The organism is Photobacterium aquimaris (assembly GCF_002954455.1).
GTDB classification, from domain to species: domain Bacteria; phylum Pseudomonadota; class Gammaproteobacteria; order Enterobacterales; family Vibrionaceae; genus Photobacterium; species Photobacterium aquimaris.
Genome location: NZ_MSCC01000004.1, coordinates 39,836 through 55,198 on the forward strand (window position 1 = coordinate 39,836; position 15,363 = coordinate 55,198).

Here is a 15,363-nt window from a genome sequence, read left to right on the forward strand (position 1 = left end):
TGTTATTTCCAATTAGATAAATTAACTTCGCCTGGGAGCGCGTATTCATCACGTTCCAACAACTTAAACTCAGTGACATATGCTGGAACAACAATGTTATCTCGCGTACTCATGTGAGTATTTACGAATAGGTACATTGTTGGATTCTGCAACATACGAAACTCAGGCTTTGGTGTGCCGTGGTTAATGTATGGTGTGATATTACGTTCGGTTGGTGTTGCTACACGTTTATTTATGAAATGGCGACCACCATCCCATAACTTCCCAGCTTCACCGTCTTGACCACCAGCGGAGTGATTATCGTATATCTCTTGCATGGTCATATTATCAGTTGGGAAAAGGTCTTTCGGCGCGGCTGTACAGCCTGACATTACTAATGTTGTTGCGACAATAACGCTACTAATCAAGTGTTTTGTTTGCATGGCTATTCCAATCCTTTACGTAAGATACTTTTCGAGCTTGTGAGTGATAATCAATAGGTATTTGCTTTGTAATGTGAATGCTAATTTTCACATTTGGCTTAACGTAGACCATTGCAAATGCTGTTTGGCGTATATCTTCAATCCATGCATTCATAGATTTAACAGCAGCATCACCGCCAGTCCCTAAAGCGTATTTAGTCGGATCGGTTATAACAGCGTTGCGATTATCGCCTGTACCCGTTACTTCTTGAGCAGCAGCAGCAAAACCACTTGCCACACCGCCTATAGCAGCCAAGCCACCCTGTAGAGAAATGAAACTTGCAGCGTCAGAAATGTATTTACCACTAATACATGGAATACCGTTATCAGTAGAAATCCAACCCACACGGTCTTGTGATACTTGACCAGCAGCTTCATAAGAGGTGCTGTTGTTTCCCCCCTCTTGATCTAAATTGCTCGCATTAAATGACTGCACACGACCATCGTTAAATGTGTATGTACCACTCACAATGTCACCAGAAACACATTGGCCAGTGTAGTTCCCTTTAGCTACGCCAGATAACACCATCGACTTCAAGTTAGGAATGTAAATACCGTTACTCGCTAGGTTATCTGCGCCTACCAATACCTTGAACTCAAACGGATCAATTAACTTGCCTTTAACCGGCACTCGACCTAACAATGCGGTCATTGTTACCGCGCCCATTAAAGTAGAGTCTTGAGGGATCGTGCCAAACTTAGTTACATGATCAATCTCTTTACCGTCCTCAGTCTTTTCAATTACTTGTGGTTGGTAAAGACGATTACCTGTATTTCGCTTGAACACATCTTTTTTATCTAAAGCAAAAACTGCAGTAGGTTCTTTGTTGTTATTTTCAGCTTTTAACTCGGCATCACTCGGTAGAGTCCACCCATTTAAAGACTGACTTTCGGTTAGTTGATACCCGTTATCGGCATTACCAGTCACAGTGACAGCGTTAATATTGCCGTTTCCAAGATTACTTGATGTATCTACTCCGTAATCAACAATATAACTAGGTTGTTCGACATGAGTTCGATTCGTAAAGTCACGTAGTTTGTTTTCCATATCAAGCAACTTATCATTAACAGCAGCATCAACATCTAACGCTCCTGTTGAGTTAATTTTGTTTAAAACAGAATTAACTATATCGTCAGTATTACTCTTGTTGTTCCCACCACGCTTAACATTATCCAGTTCAGCAGTTAACTGGCGATTTGAATCTTCCAAGTTGGCTAGCTTTTCATTCTGAGCTTTAGAGATAGCAATAAGAGTCGCTACTTGTTCTTCTGATGTTGTTTCAAGACCACCAGTATTTTTAGTTGGTAGTTCTGGTGCGGTAGCTTGGACGGTCACGTTTTTTGATGATTCACCGTTAGGCATTACGGCTACCACAGCGGCTACAACAAGTGCAGCACCTATAGCTACAGTTAAAGGACTTAATTTCATTGAATTACCCTACTGACGGATCAACGTTTTTAATTAACGTCTTTATGTCGTGCTTCGTGATCAAATATAAATAGCTAAAATTGTTTTGCGATGATTTTGCACCTAATGCGTAGTACGGTTCTGGTACTGAGGCATAGCTAAAATCAATCGCTATGTCGTCAAAGCGAACGTCAACAGGAAACGGCATACGATTACGTAAAGTGATAACGTACAAGTTAATATCGCCAGCCTTATACGCTGATTCAATGCGCGAATAGAACACGTTAGTAGATCGCCCATAGAACAATTGATCCAAATTGAGCTTTAGTGCTGGCAATTGCTGAATCTGAGAGTTATTTTTCCAAAGACGGCTAGGCATAAAATTACGCATAGCTGCATAACGTATTAACTCATTTGGTGATACGGCCTCGTTAGGCACAACAGCCGCAGCAGCCCCACTATCGCTGAACGCAGCATTAGAGGTTTGCTCGTCAGGAAGCACACCAACTGGCATTGATGATTGCATTGCTACTTTACTAGCGTTGTCATTTTCCCACGGCATTACCACTCGTATTTCATCATCCGTACCTTTTGCCGTTGGTGATGAATTAACAGTGAATTTAATGATCTCGCCAGTTGTTGCGAGTTTTGCTTCAACAGGAACGTTCTTTAATGTTTCGTTAGACTGTATATAAAGGACACCAGCGGCACTATCTACTAACAACTTACCCTTTAGTTCCACTGGTACGCGAAACATGGTGTTATCGGGCATACGCACTAAACGTTGTTGTTCATTTTTAAGGTTGATCTGTAATGGCGCACCATCCCATTTCATAACCTCGGTTGCATTAGCAGAAAGGCTACAAGCAGTAGCGAGTAGTCCTGATATTAAAAGGGCGATCTTTTTTTGTTATTCATAATTAACCGTCTAAACCTATTCGAGTCGGTTCACCGTAGAAACCGGTAATACGTAAACCAGTTGGGTTCTTCGCTGGATCGAAATCCGCTTTCTCAACTACGATTGGGTAACGAGCTAGAATATCTTTCGTCTTTTGCCCATTAACACGGTTTACAAATTGCAGATCTAAATAAACTACCCACTTAGATGCGCTTAACTTAAAGACTTTCTTATCATCAAAACGCGCACCTACCATTTCACGTACTTCTTGGCTAACACCACGAGTCGCAATAGATTTTTTAAGCTCAAGTTTGATCATTGTTTCTAACTCTTGAGCGAACTCAGGCGTTAGATAGTTCCGATAAGCAATGATGTTTTTTTGAAGACCATCGCTAATATCATTTGTATTGAATATTTGCTGCATTACATACAGGCCAAAACCGTATACAGAATAAGCAGGTACATCACTAATGGTGCGAGTCGAACCGCTTTCCAAGTTAGGCGTTTGATAGAGTAATATAGTGTCAGGTATACGATATAAGCCGTAAGCCGTCACACAAAACAAACCAGCCAAACCAAAACCAACAGCACGTAAAGTTTTAATGTGATCGCGTGTTTCATCGCTAAAACGCATCATTTTTTTAGGTAATGAACGTTTAGAAATATTCTCTTTTAGTGGTGGCGCGATTTGTTCTTTCGCGCTATTAGATTTCGTCTTCGTCATTAGATTTTCTTTTAATTAGATCAAGTTGAGTGCCATGAATATGCGATTGAGTGTCCCAAGATGTATCATCAATAAACCCACTTGGTATTTTGATTTTGAATAAACCAAAAATAGAAAGTCCTTGAAGTTGCCATTTTTTAGTTAACTCACCTATCAGCAAATAAGATGGGCGACCTTGTTTCATTCGCCCTATCTTTTTGCTGAGTAACCATCCTTGGATTAGTCCAATGGCAATACCAATCGGTAGACCCATCAACCCAAGGATGATCAAGCAAATCAAAGCAAAACACATGATCGAACCACCAAACACCACGCCCAACTCTGAGGACGTTAAACCAAGCAGGATAATTGCCGCTTCATCTAGATCATCAAGTTTGGTTTGTTGAGTATTCTCTCTTTGTGTTTGCATAATAGTTATTAGAACGAAAGGCCAAATGAGTCTTTGGCTGTACCCATGATCCAAATAACAGCAATAATTAGGATAATGGCTACAGCAACGTTCAAACCAAGATCAAAGAATGTTGACTTACCATTACGCCAGTTGTTGTATGCAGCGATAGTGTTTTGAGATACAACAACGAATGCGGCAAGTACGATTGCTGCGATAACTACACCAGCAACACCAAATACAATGTTCTTACCCGTTGCGATGTAATCTGATGAAGCTCCCCCTGGCACATCTGCACTTGGAAGTGAACCACCAGCAGCATGAGCTTGGACAGAACAAATAGTGGATAGAAGTAATGTTGCTGTACGCGCTTTTGCTTTTTTAAATACGCTTAGTGGTTTTTTTAAATTTTTCATTTCTGATTCCAACTGAAAATGTTTTTTATGTAAGGTAGTAAAAGGAAAAAATCATCAAGCAAAGCCAGCGTGCTATGAGTTCTATTGCTTCATCTGAATCGAGTCTATTTTTCGACCAAGACTTGTAACAAGCAGTGAACATCATTGCGCCCATGATTAGATAAATAATCACAAAGATGCTGGATAAAATAATAGATAGAGAGCCTGATTGTGCCGCCCCCTGAACTGTTGCATTCCAAGCGTCTATTGCTTTACTCATAAGTACCTACCCTTGAAATTGTGAACCGCCATTGTCTAAAACAGAGACAGGTACAGGCTGCAAAGGTCGATACAAGAAATCATCAACTTGTTTTTGAAGTTTCAGAATTTCATTTTGAAATTTGGCATAGTTAAACTGCGCTTTAGCACGAGTATTCGCAGAGGCTTGAGAGGCCGTTGCTAGTTCATTTATCTTTGCCAATTGAGTTGATACAGTTTGCAATCCAATACGCTCACGCTGGCTATTTGGACGTAGAGAACCACGATCATGAGCAGCTAAAGCAGATGTAGAACCACAAACAAGAAGTAAGGCTAATACGGCCGTTTTTATCTTCATTTGTTGCACTCGTTATTATTCGATGCGGTAAGGTTAATGCGGTTTTAATTTGAGGCTGGAATTAGTTGGTAAACGGTAAATTGGACAATAAAAGAAGTGAATTGAGCCGAGGGAGTGTTGATTTTGTAGTTTGCAAAAACAATAAAAGCCACCCCGTTAAGAGTGGCTTTAGCTAACTTATTTAGTTTACAAATATTTCATAAGTTAAAGGGTAAATTTCTGTTCGCTTAGATTCGCAAGCCGACCAGTGAATGTACTTATCATCACTCTTTTTTGTAAGAGATAAAATAGACGTAAAATTGAAGTGGTTATCGAACATAATTGAATCACGGATATTCTCAGGTATGTATTGCTCAACCGTTGGATTATCTTTATCAATAATTGCGCATTCTTGAGCAATATTTCTGTTCATTTTTACATTATGTGAATTTTTTAAAGACACAGATGCATTAGGATTCCAATACCTAACACCACCGCGCATATAGAATAAAATCCTTAAATATTTAGGTGTTTTGTTTGTAAAGCCTAATTCACTCATATTATGACCTTTTCTATTAAGTTTATTCTTTAATAGGAATCGGCCAGAAAATAGAATGGGCGCATTAATTTTTTCGCGCTGATTAGCAGACACCGAAAAATAAGGGGCTGTACTTGAGCTGTAGTTACCCTGATCATTACTACTGCTATTTGACCCCGCTGGCATAAATGAGTGGATCGTAGGTCGAAGTCGAACCAAGGCGCGATCTACCCCGTTAAACATCACATCTTCTTGAGGTATACCGTTGTCATTTTTAACAAAATTCAAAATTCTTGTTTGAAAGCCAAGTTTGGAATTAATAAACTCTTTATCACTATCGTACTTTTCCCACACAGAATCATCGAGTGGTGTTTTTTCATCTGTTAATGTTCCATAAATATCTAGCCCATCAAACCGATAACCAAACATTGATTTTTGCTGATTAGTTTTACCTGAGTTATCACGCCAAGCTGTACTCGAAAAATTCATCATAAGTTGCCGTGCGAATTTCTGATTACCTTTTAAAGTTAGAGCGAAATTAGTAGGTGTCCCCTGCATCTTATCTAATGGAATATATACCTGATATAACAGTCGATCTTGAGTATATGGCTTAACATCAATATCACTTGTGGTCTTATCAATAAATCGTTCTGCTTGCACTGTACCAGCTACATATTGCAGTGACGGCATTGTTGGTATTATTCCATTTTCAGTCAAATACTCTTGCCTTGGAACGATTATCTTATCCGAATATGTAGGGGAGGTATTCATTACCCCTGAGTAATCTTTTTTATCTGGATAATAAACAGCGTTTGCATAACCAGAGATTGCAAGAGTAGAAAGTAATAATGCATAAAGTGTTGTTCTAAGTATTGTCATTTAACCCCCAACCACTGTCAATTTAGCTTGATTAACAAAAGTTCCTGATAGTTGCTCACCTAATTCATCATTTTTCACAATAGAATTTAAAGTGATTTTAGGTCTAACAATATACTCATGGTATTTCTTCAAACCTGTCATGCTATCGCCAGCCAATAGATTTACACTAACAGCAGAATCGAACACTGAGCTTTTACGGTTGCCACGATCACGGTTTGGAATAATGCTTTTTTCAAGCACGACCACCTTTGATAGAACAACCGTATTAGTATCTGCATCTATCAAATCAAACGCTACTGACGTAGGTGAACGCACCATCGTTAATGCGGCGGTGTCTCGACCAATTAATCCCCCCATAGTCACTGGCCTTGAGCTTGAATTTTGAACATTAAACTCCACTTCAAATCCAACTGAAAGATACCCTAATTGACCCGTGTTAACTCTAGTATCTACACCCCAACGTGACATAGTAGGATCACTCTTATCGACGAACCTCGGAACGTTAAGGTCGTAAGTATTGATTGATGGAATAGCCATTCCACTTATCTGATTTTTAATATCTTCATCTTGAGAGAGCCTTTGTGCTGACTCTTTTGCTTTAATTTCAAAGTTATTAAATTTATCTTCTGATACATTCGATGCTTGTGCCAACGTTGATAAAGAAAAAGCCACTAAAGCCGATATACTTAAAATTGTTTTTTTCATAATTATTAGATCCCTAGCCATAGCATATCTGCATACTTCGTCATTAATGGTCGAGTCCAAATCATATATTGATCTACCCAAGAGATTGCTGCATTTTCGGCATAGGGATTTCCGGCTTTTTTTTCTTTTTGTAACCAGTCATTTGATAAATGTTCCGCATATTTAAGCTCACTAGAATCCAAATCATAGTTATTATTCCGAATTGAATGTGGCATTGATTCTGTATTTAATATTTCAATACAAACCTTAACTGGTAGCTCTCTAACACCTAGATTAAACGTATGCGCAGCACTGTTTTGCATGAAATATTGAGATTCACCAACTTTATTCGGACTACCTTTTACTTGTACTTGGGGTGATATATACGAGCCTAAGACTTTAAGACCATCAAAGCTTGATATGGTCATTTTTATTCTTGTAGTTACACCATTTTTAATGACGTTAATTGCACTTTGTGAACGTACATATAAACGACCTGACTTACCCGTTGCTGCACTTCCATAAGCGTCACAATTACCGTGAGGTTTAGGGTAAGCTGAAACCTGCCCCGAATACAAAACCCAAGTATCAACGCCATTAGGTCTTTTAATTTCTTTACCATCGGTAATTGGAACTAAATTATTGTTGTAATAAGCTACAGCACCAGAACTTGTGATTTTGTTACGGTAAAAATCCGTATTATTCGACTCTGCTAGTGGCGTGTTTTGATCAAATTTATTACCAAAGCTATCACGCCCAAACTGGCGCGATATTGGATCTAAATTGCGCTTATCATTCAACGTTCTCTGCAAATATAATTGGCGTTTCCATTCAATCTCATAGCCTTGGCTTGTGGTTTTAGGTAGCTCCTTTAATGCGTTTTCAGAATTAAGAACACCAACAAACTTTTTAAGGCTTTGTTCCGAATGTCTTTCAGCTTTAAGTTTTGCAGCCCAGACTAAATCAGCTTTTTCTTTAGCCGCAGCTATATCATCATCATATGTGTTATTTCCTGCATAACTAAATGGGCTTAAAGCAATGGCAATTAGAACGCTTAATCTCTGTGTTTTAGTCATCTGTTAACGATCTCTGGCATGAAATTATGTAACTAATATTTGCACCAAGCGGTACTTCACTTGCACCTAATTGAGCTTTATCGTGTGACGCTTCGTGAGAGTAGTTAGTTGTTGTGTTTGTATCACCCCAAAAACCATTTTGACCATTAGCATCACGACCATAGTTAATAAGATAAAAATGAATCCAATAGCGGTTATAGGTGTATTTAATGTCACTTGTTAAGCCAAAAGTTGCTATGTTGGCAAACGCATTGTTAGGCATTTCATTTTTGTCCATCACTGTATTAGCAAGTGGATAAATAGATGAAATAAAACCACTAATTTTTATGTCTTCTGCAGTATATGGATTAGAACTAGATGTCGTTGTACCATCCATCTTTTTGCACAATGAAAAATCTAATTTTTGCCTATCAGTAATATTGATACCATCAATAGTTGTTGTATGACCAATATCAACAGAGCGAACACCAGCAGCCATGATTAGACGGTCACTACCTAACTTTGTACCGTCAGTTAATTGAATTTTCCCATTACCAGCGATAATGGTTTTATTACCAGTGTCCCAATCAGCCTCTAACTTGACTGTACCATCTAACTTTAAGTAACCATTAGATGATGATGGCGTGTAACCACTGGCTATATCAATAGGTACTTGAAGCCAGGTTTTATCAGCCTCTATGACTATTTCTGAACGGACAATCATCGAAGACACACGTTTCACTAAAGCCCAATCCCTTTTTTGTGATGGACTCAGATTCTTAATAGTACGAACAGATGATTGCGATAATGAATTACCGAAATTAAAATCTGTAACATCAATTTTAAGTAACTTTCTCTTATCATTATCTGGATCTGTAATTAAAACCATATCCCCACCAAATGCTGATTTCGTTACATCATCACAATTTGTTGCCGCCTGTTCTGGTGTTGGGCTTTCAACGCAATTTGGTACAGTACCTAATTCAGCAAGATCTTCTAAAGAGCTTGGAAATTGTTCTTCTGGTGTTGAATCTACACCGTTTTCTTGATCTTGTTTAGACTTGATTAACTGATACTCTTGAACGTAATTAAGTGTATTTGTGATGTTTTTTGCTATAAACAACGCCCGTTCGTCATTTTCTTTTCGATCAAAAATACGTTGTTCATACATAGCTACAGCACTTACACCAATCAGACCAGCAAGAAGCAACGGCAATAAAAAACCTTTTTGATTATTCATATAGTCCCTTACTTCTTGTTACGGCACATAGTCATATAACCCATTAAAATAGAAGCTTTTTTAGATGATGATATTCCTCTATCGGCATAGCTGTTATAAACCTCATATTTGTCTGAATAGGTACTCAGAGCAGTAAATGAAGTCCAAAGTATCCATGAATCGCCATTATCAATTGGGCGTGAATAAACAGAAGAAATAGACGTAAATTCATCCGAAACTAAATTGCTAGGCGCAATACCATTGAACCAAGTTAAGATCTTTGGTTCTGTATCGCGTTTGTCACAGATTGGTTTGGGTACTAATTCCCCTGAAAGCAAAGTACCGCTGTCTCTGATCAGGCCATTAGAGACTGATAATTGTGTATTACCATCTGTTGTCGTTAACGTTATATCCCTAACATCTGTGATCTGTTTATCACCAACAATCCAATCGCTCTTTAACGGTTTAGAACCATCTGCAGGTATGTATAAATCGCTATCCACAGTTCCACCACCATCGGTATTAATAGTCCATGTCTTAGTTGATAGTAGGGAATATGAAATTTTGAGGTTAGTACCATCTACTGTTACATGTGGAAGCTCTTTGCTTGCAAGACCAATAAATAAACTTCGGTCACGCTTCGATAACTTTGTCATTGGCACTAAAATAGAATGAATTTTGCCGTCATTTTCTGAGATAAGCGTAATCTTTTCACCCCAAAGAGTTTTGTTAATATGAGTACAATACTCAAGATTACCGCCACCACTTGCCTCACATGAGTAGTCATAACCGTTTGTGATCATGGCCTCTAATGAGTTAGGTACGCCCATCTGAAAAACAGCACTTTGTAATAGGCTTCCAGTCTCATTTAATCGCTTAACTTGAGTATTGTAATAATTTGATAGCGACTGATTCTTGTGCTGCTTAAATGCATAAATTCCAACTATGCTGACCACAACTAAAACGACAAGTAATTCAATAAGCGTAAAGCCTTTATTTCGTAATTTCTTCACAAGTAACTTCCAGAATATAAAGTACAGCCAGTATAAAACTTGTTTTAGCTAACCCATTTTTTAGACGGTTAACTAATAATTACTTGCTGGTGGGTTGAGACTGCAAACTGCAATTTCTATTTGGAATTAAAAAAATAGCGATCCGAAGATCGCTTATTTTTGTGGAGAGTATTACTCGTAATTTGACTCACTATCAGGATCAATTGGATTTATTAAGCATGGTGATAATGGTGTTTCTGAATTGCGAATGTAAACAGAAGACAGTGGATACTCAAAGGCAACACCATCACCAGAACTTAATAACTGGCCATGCAAAGAATTAGCAAAATACTTAGACTTATCTTTGAATGCATCACTAAAGAATACTTTTATCTGAATCTTATTTAACTTAGTGCGTTTGTTATGATCGGCTTGCATTTCGGCTTTAGTGAAAAACTCACCTTTAACCGCTTTGAATGAGTACGAGGCTTTCTTAATAATACCTGATGTATCTATTGAGTTCCCTTGACCATCATTGATGTTATAAACAATTGGATTGCCCTCTATATCTGTACTCTCAAATAATTTACAGGAAGACATTAACTTAGTGCCATGTAATTCCGCTTCTAACCTTATGTCATCAACAAACTCTATAATCTGTTCTTTTTCAACATAAGGCTTAATCACATTATTGATAACTGCTGGAATTGTAGCCCCTAAAATAATCACAATTACAATCACAACCAGTAATTCTATCATCGTGAAACCACGATTATTTTTCATTTATTCTCTCCACTAACTCTATTTCTTGGAGTTTATACACATATCAATAGCTGGCTGGTTTTAGTTGCCCCAAGCAAAAAAACGGTAATAACACATAGTCATTACCGTTCTCGTAAAGTAGTTATTAAACATCTATATCAATCGTTGTGCTTTTTCCATCACGACCACTAGCTTCAACTTTGCCAAAGCTACCGCAGTCTTTTGCTTTTGTGCAGCGTTCAACAGAGCGATATAACATGCTGTTTTCTACCGCGCCTACTGAGGCATAATTAATTTTGGTTACTGCAACATTAATATGCTGATTTCCATACGATCTTGATGATGTAATAACGTAATCACCACCAAACGGGTTTGCCCCTCTACCATCATTATCAGTGCCACAAATTTCAATTGGCAATAACTGTTTATCGCACATACTGGCCACAGAAATATCTTTATATGTGTATTGCGCTCCACGCCATACAGGGGCTTGAGAAATCATTACATCTAGCGCACTGTTTACACGATAAGTATCTAGTTGAGCGATAACTTTTGGTTTAACTGCATTGCCAATAATGGCAAGAATTGCGATAACGACTAGGACAATCAATAACTCAATTAACGTAAAACCTTGCTCTTTATTTTCAACTTTAATATTTGAACTTTTCATAACCAACACCAAAAAATTCGAAAAAAAAGGCGACTCATAGAGCCGCCATTTTTGTTATGACCTATCTAAAATTAGATAGTCATTGTGATTGAACCAGCAGTACCTTTCTTATCAGAAGATGTTGCAGGAGTACCATTAAACTTAGCTGAATCACCTACTGAATGGTCTTTCAATGTATTCGCAAGTTTCTTACCAATCGTACCAGGAACTTTAGTCATTGTTAGATCAATTAGGTTTGCGTCTTCTGCGTTAACAGTTAACGTGTAGTCACCGCCAAATGGGTTAGTACCAACACCATCGTTAGCTGCACCACAAAGCTCTAAAGATAATTGACCAGAATCACACATGCTTGCTACAGAAATGTCAGCAAAGTTAGTTTTTGCGCCTTTCCAAGCAAGGGTTTCAGCAGAAATAGTGCTTACAGCGTTAGTTACTTGGTAAGTAGATACCATATCCATTACTTTAGGCTTAACTAGGTAGCCAACAAGACTAAGGATAGCGATAACAACTAATACAATTAGAAGCTCAATAAGAGTAAAACCTGATTGCTTGTTTACTACAGGGTTCATTTTTGCTTTTAGTTTTTGAGCGAAAGTCATTGCTTTATTCCGTTTTAAATAATGTAACGTTCGATAATCGAACTAAGAAAATGTAAATCAAACAACGTTTCATGTTGTTGTTTCGATGTGGTTATTTTAGGGAATATCTAAAAAAATCACGTTTTAGACTGCGAGTGCAAACAAACACCATAAAACAACTTTAAATCAGTAAGTTACAGATATAAAAAAGGCACAATCACTCATTTAAGAGTCATTGTGCCTAAAAACTTAAATTAAAGTCCGATCATGTTTAATGCGCTTACACCAATAAATGTCACAAGAATCATACTGGCCGTATAAATCATTGAAAATGCTTGTAAAATAACGCCATATCTAGTCACTGCCGCATCTAACATTTTTTGGTGTTGCTGCTTGGACATATCCAGTACAAATCCAATCGAGCGACTGTTTTTGGACGTTAGAACCTCGATTCTGGCTAATTCTCCATCAGTTAACAAGCCAGTAGCCATAACTGAGCCTATTGAATTATTTTTACCACTTCCTAATCGAGCAATCATTAATTCAATATGTGATTTTAAATAACCAGTCGTACATTTTTCTATTAGAGGCAAACTTGCATTAGGTGCAATATTTGACTTAAACATTAATGAAAGACTACTCAATAATGTAGTTGCGTTATAAACACGATATTCTTTAAAAACGGGTAAGTTATCGAATTTTGAACGAAATTTACTTGTCTTACGTCCCAAGAACTTGCCCCAGAGGAAAAAGAACAAGCTGAAACCTATAACGTAATACGACGACTGGTATACAAACATATAACCAATATCATAAGCAATCTTTGATACTGGCGACCAGTAACGTAAGCTCACTTCTTCTAACTTGGGTTCAAAAATGAAAAGAAACGCAGCTACATTAGCCGTAGTACCCAAAAATAACAGGAATAAGGAATACGCATTCGAGCCTAATATCTTTCCAATTATCCCTCCATTGTTTAGTGCATCTACCGCATTATCTAATGCTTCATCTATTTTTCGATTAGATTCACCAGCACGAATAGCTTGAATAACAACTGGTGGAAACCACCCCTCCATTGCAACAGATAAAGGTTTAGAAGCCCTCATTTTTTCTAGCATGTAATTCGCAGGAATAGCCTGTTTTTTTGAACCAAACTTAACGACCTGTTCTAAATGCTCTTTTGGGGATAAATTACACCGTAATGAAACCGCCATATCTGATACGAACTCAATTTGTATCTTTCGCTTAAAAGTACGTTGAGCAAACCATTCATTTGAAAACTTCTTAGGCATTAATGTTACCCCCTAATGTTCTCATTTCATTAGCAATATCGTCATAACCAAATGACTGTTTCGTTGATGCATCCATATCATTGATAAGGCGACAAGCTTCATGTATATCAATAAGGCCAGCCCCGATTTTTTGAATAGCGTGATCGCGTGTGGTCATGTAGTTAACGGACTTCAAATAATCTTGAATACCAAGCAAATTACCATCTTGTACAAGACGACGAATGGAGTTGTCCATTACCAAAATTTCAGCAATAACCGTCTTACCTTTAAGTCCTGTATAGCCACATTCCACACAGCCTTTATCATTTTTAAAGCGCAACTTATTGAGATCATTTTCACCAGCACAGAATGACTCTACCAACGCCAACTGTTCTGTCATATTTTCAAAACGCCACAACACATCTTTTTTATTACGTTCTATCGCTAATTTTGTTTGCTGTAAAATTACTTCTTTATGTTCCTTGAGCTTATTAGAGCAATGAGGGCAAAGTTTATTGGCCAGTTTTTGATTCAAGAATCCATTAAATGAATCACTATCAGCAACTTGTTCTGGACTCAACTTAAAGAACTTTATCAACATGGTGATGCAACCAAGCGCAGAACCGGTGTGAACTGTGCCAACAGCCATATGACCTGTACTTGCAAGGCGATAGAAAATAGATGCTGATAATTCATCACGGATCTCACCAAACATTGCTACATCAATATCCTGACGTAATAATCGTTTACCAAAATCGGCAAATGAACCACGGTAAATGTCGTATTCATCTTTCGTACCATCCATATCAATCTCAGTTTGAGAGAATTTTGAGTTAAGCCATTCAACTGGATCTTCAAGAGTGTGTACGTTGATATTGTTTGGTAGTACATCAAGGAATGACATAAGCGTTGTCGTTTTACCCGAACCAGTTTGACCACTAATTAACAGGCCACCGTAGGGCATGTTCATTAGCTTCATTAACTGTTTAATTTGTTGCGGTAAGAAACCTAGTTCGTGCGGAGTAAGAACGGTATCACTGTACGGATCAAGACAACGTAAGTTAATTTTCGCACCGCCTTTAATTGGCATTGTAGAAGCACGATAGTTACGTAACTTGCCCCCCACTTCCCAACTAAACCGGTTTTCATCTGGTACGGACTCATAAAATGAACCACTTGAACCCTCTGACGCTAAAACTTGGAAAACTTGGTTGCCAAGAGATACACCATAATCACGGTTACGCATAACTTTATGTAAGCGAACTAAGCCACTAGAGCTACGGCCTCGAACAAGAGTACCATTCGACATAATACTGATATGAATATCAGCAACACGCTCTTGATAAGCCACGTTCAATAGCTCATTGAAGTCAATTGCAACTAAAGACTGTTCTTCTGAGTGTTCAGTCGAGCCACCCAATGATTCAGTAATATCCGATAGCAACATATCGTCAGGTAACTGCAAAACCTGCTCAATTAGTTCTGCCGTTACCAGTTTGATATAAGGAATTTTTCCCGTTTCTTCGATATAAAAATCAAGAAGTTCATCAACAAACGGTGCAGAGAGATCGCGTGTAAAAATAGTGCCACCACGACTAAGGTAAGCCATTGTGCTTTCTTTACAGCGTATTAGAAGTTCTTCGTCACGGTAAGCATAGCGGTCGGATGGGAGTAACTCTGACAGTACAAAAGTTTCTAGTGTTGCGTTAGATTCAGACATTTCTATATCCAGTATTTGAGATTGAAACTATGGTACGCTCAGATATAAAAACGACTCGATTTAGTATGCCAGCCAAAAAAAACCGGATAACATTACTGCTATCCGGCTTATAGTTAGAAGTTTAAA

At 38.0% G+C, this 15,363-nt stretch carries 18 protein-coding genes; all 18 read right to left on the bottom strand.

What is annotated here, in order from left to right; all coding sequences use genetic code 11:
* Window positions 1-2: 2 nt before the first annotated feature.
* The 18 genes from BTN98_RS17985 to BTN98_RS18070 all read right to left on the bottom strand — a co-directional run bounded on the left by BTN98_RS17985 (window position 3) and on the right by BTN98_RS18070 (window position 15,237).
* Window positions 3-422, bottom strand: a complete 420-nt coding sequence (locus BTN98_RS17985; protein WP_065190048.1) for a hypothetical protein — start codon at window positions 420-422, stop codon at window positions 3-5.
* Window positions 400-1,890: a TIGR03752 family integrating conjugative element protein gene (locus BTN98_RS17990; protein WP_065190047.1), complete on the bottom strand. Its 1,491-nt coding sequence runs from the start codon at window positions 1,888-1,890 to the stop codon at window positions 400-402. Before BTN98_RS17990 ends, BTN98_RS17985 begins: the two co-directional genes overlap by 23 nt.
* Before the next feature lie 4 nt (window positions 1,891-1,894).
* Entirely contained in the window at window positions 1,895-2,704 is an 810-nt protein-coding gene (locus BTN98_RS17995; protein WP_105030061.1) for a DUF3438 family protein, read from the bottom strand.
* Window positions 2,705-2,789: 85 nt separating this feature from the next.
* Entirely contained in the window at window positions 2,790-3,491 is a 702-nt protein-coding gene (locus tag BTN98_RS18000; protein ID WP_065190045.1) for a PFL_4703 family integrating conjugative element protein, read from the bottom strand.
* Window positions 3,472-3,900 (bottom strand): DUF3487 family protein, encoded by a 429-nt coding sequence (locus BTN98_RS18005; protein ID WP_065190044.1) that lies wholly within the window; start codon window positions 3,898-3,900, stop codon window positions 3,472-3,474. Before BTN98_RS18005 ends, BTN98_RS18000 begins: the two co-directional genes overlap by 20 nt.
* Before the next feature lie 8 nt (window positions 3,901-3,908).
* Window positions 3,909-4,295, bottom strand: coding sequence for a DUF2976 domain-containing protein (locus BTN98_RS18010; protein WP_065190043.1), 387 nt, complete (start codon window positions 4,293-4,295; stop codon window positions 3,909-3,911).
* A gap of 25 nt (window positions 4,296-4,320) precedes the next feature.
* A complete protein-coding gene (locus BTN98_RS18015; RefSeq protein ID WP_065190042.1) occupies window positions 4,321-4,554 on the bottom strand; it encodes a DUF3262 family protein in 234 nt (77 codons plus the stop codon).
* Window positions 4,555-4,560: 6 nt separating this feature from the next.
* Window positions 4,561-4,890 carry a hypothetical protein gene (locus tag BTN98_RS18020; RefSeq protein ID WP_065190041.1) on the bottom strand — a complete coding sequence of 110 codons (330 nt, stop codon included), beginning with the start codon at window positions 4,888-4,890 and terminating at the stop codon, window positions 4,561-4,563.
* Window positions 4,891-5,071: 181 nt separating this feature from the next.
* Window positions 5,072-6,286 (bottom strand): hypothetical protein, encoded by a 1,215-nt coding sequence (locus BTN98_RS18025; protein WP_065190040.1) that lies wholly within the window; start codon window positions 6,284-6,286, stop codon window positions 5,072-5,074.
* Window positions 6,287-6,991: a hypothetical protein gene (locus BTN98_RS18030; RefSeq protein ID WP_065190039.1), complete on the bottom strand. Its 705-nt coding sequence runs from the start codon at window positions 6,989-6,991 to the stop codon at window positions 6,287-6,289.
* 5 nt (window positions 6,992-6,996) lie between these two features.
* On the bottom strand, window positions 6,997-8,046 hold the full coding sequence (locus BTN98_RS18035) for a hypothetical protein (RefSeq protein ID WP_065190038.1): 1,050 nt from the start codon (window positions 8,044-8,046) through the stop codon (window positions 6,997-6,999).
* Window positions 8,039-9,265, bottom strand: coding sequence for a hypothetical protein (locus BTN98_RS18040; protein ID WP_105030062.1), 1,227 nt, complete (start codon window positions 9,263-9,265; stop codon window positions 8,039-8,041). Before BTN98_RS18040 ends, BTN98_RS18035 begins: the two co-directional genes overlap by 8 nt.
* Window positions 9,266-9,273: 8 nt before the next feature.
* Window positions 9,274-10,257: a prepilin-type N-terminal cleavage/methylation domain-containing protein gene (locus BTN98_RS18045; protein ID WP_065190035.1), complete on the bottom strand. Its 984-nt coding sequence runs from the start codon at window positions 10,255-10,257 to the stop codon at window positions 9,274-9,276.
* A 171-nt stretch (window positions 10,258-10,428) separates the two neighbouring features.
* Window positions 10,429-11,019, bottom strand: a complete 591-nt coding sequence (locus BTN98_RS18050) for a prepilin-type N-terminal cleavage/methylation domain-containing protein (protein WP_065190034.1) — start codon at window positions 11,017-11,019, stop codon at window positions 10,429-10,431.
* Window positions 11,020-11,143: 124 nt separating this feature from the next.
* Window positions 11,144-11,668 carry a type II secretion system protein gene (locus tag BTN98_RS18055; protein ID WP_065190033.1) on the bottom strand — a complete coding sequence of 175 codons (525 nt, stop codon included), beginning with the start codon at window positions 11,666-11,668 and terminating at the stop codon, window positions 11,144-11,146.
* 71 nt (window positions 11,669-11,739) lie between these two features.
* Window positions 11,740-12,267, bottom strand: a complete 528-nt coding sequence (locus BTN98_RS18060) for a prepilin-type N-terminal cleavage/methylation domain-containing protein (protein WP_065190032.1) — start codon at window positions 12,265-12,267, stop codon at window positions 11,740-11,742.
* Window positions 12,268-12,500: 233 nt separating this feature from the next.
* Entirely contained in the window at window positions 12,501-13,538 is a 1,038-nt protein-coding gene (locus BTN98_RS18065; RefSeq protein ID WP_065190031.1) for a type II secretion system F family protein, read from the bottom strand.
* Entirely contained in the window at window positions 13,531-15,237 is a 1,707-nt protein-coding gene (locus tag BTN98_RS18070) for a GspE/PulE family protein (RefSeq protein WP_065190030.1), read from the bottom strand. The genes BTN98_RS18065 and BTN98_RS18070 overlap by 8 nt, the downstream gene beginning before the upstream one ends.
* Window positions 15,238-15,363: the final 126 nt, after the last annotated feature.

What these genes read in the sequence shown, in the direction of transcription:
- BTN98_RS18060 (WP_065190032.1), bottom strand. Translation starts at nt 12,267, where the DNA reads ATGACTTTCGCTCAAAAACTAAAAGCAAAAATGAACCCTGTAGTAAAC.
- BTN98_RS18055 (WP_065190033.1), bottom strand. Translation starts at nt 11,668, where the DNA reads ATGAAAAGTTCAAATATTAAAGTTGAAAATAAAGAGCAAGGTTTTACG.
- BTN98_RS18065 (WP_065190031.1), bottom strand. Translation starts at nt 13,538, where the DNA reads ATGCCTAAGAAGTTTTCAAATGAATGGTTTGCTCAACGTACTTTTAAG.
- BTN98_RS18020 (WP_065190041.1), bottom strand. Translation starts at nt 4,890, where the DNA reads ATGAAGATAAAAACGGCCGTATTAGCCTTACTTCTTGTTTGTGGTTCT.
- BTN98_RS18040 (WP_105030062.1), bottom strand. Translation starts at nt 9,265, where the DNA reads ATGAATAATCAAAAAGGTTTTTTATTGCCGTTGCTTCTTGCTGGTCTG.
- BTN98_RS17995 (WP_105030061.1), bottom strand. Translation starts at nt 2,704, where the DNA reads ATGAAATGGGATGGTGCGCCATTACAGATCAACCTTAAAAATGAACAA.
- BTN98_RS18050 (WP_065190034.1), bottom strand. Translation starts at nt 11,019, where the DNA reads ATGAAAAATAATCGTGGTTTCACGATGATAGAATTACTGGTTGTGATT.
- BTN98_RS18070 (WP_065190030.1), bottom strand. Translation starts at nt 15,237, where the DNA reads ATGTCTGAATCTAACGCAACACTAGAAACTTTTGTACTGTCAGAGTTA.
- BTN98_RS18015 (WP_065190042.1), bottom strand. Translation starts at nt 4,554, where the DNA reads ATGAGTAAAGCAATAGACGCTTGGAATGCAACAGTTCAGGGGGCGGCA.
- BTN98_RS18035 (WP_065190038.1), bottom strand. Translation starts at nt 8,046, where the DNA reads ATGACTAAAACACAGAGATTAAGCGTTCTAATTGCCATTGCTTTAAGC.
- BTN98_RS18010 (WP_065190043.1), bottom strand. Translation starts at nt 4,295, where the DNA reads ATGAAAAATTTAAAAAAACCACTAAGCGTATTTAAAAAAGCAAAAGCG.
- BTN98_RS18025 (WP_065190040.1), bottom strand. Translation starts at nt 6,286, where the DNA reads ATGACAATACTTAGAACAACACTTTATGCATTATTACTTTCTACTCTT.
- BTN98_RS17985 (WP_065190048.1), bottom strand. Translation starts at nt 422, where the DNA reads ATGCAAACAAAACACTTGATTAGTAGCGTTATTGTCGCAACAACATTA.
- BTN98_RS18000 (WP_065190045.1), bottom strand. Translation starts at nt 3,491, where the DNA reads ATGACGAAGACGAAATCTAATAGCGCGAAAGAACAAATCGCGCCACCA.
- BTN98_RS18030 (WP_065190039.1), bottom strand. Translation starts at nt 6,991, where the DNA reads ATGAAAAAAACAATTTTAAGTATATCGGCTTTAGTGGCTTTTTCTTTA.
- BTN98_RS17990 (WP_065190047.1), bottom strand. Translation starts at nt 1,890, where the DNA reads ATGAAATTAAGTCCTTTAACTGTAGCTATAGGTGCTGCACTTGTTGTA.
- BTN98_RS18005 (WP_065190044.1), bottom strand. Translation starts at nt 3,900, where the DNA reads ATGCAAACACAAAGAGAGAATACTCAACAAACCAAACTTGATGATCTA.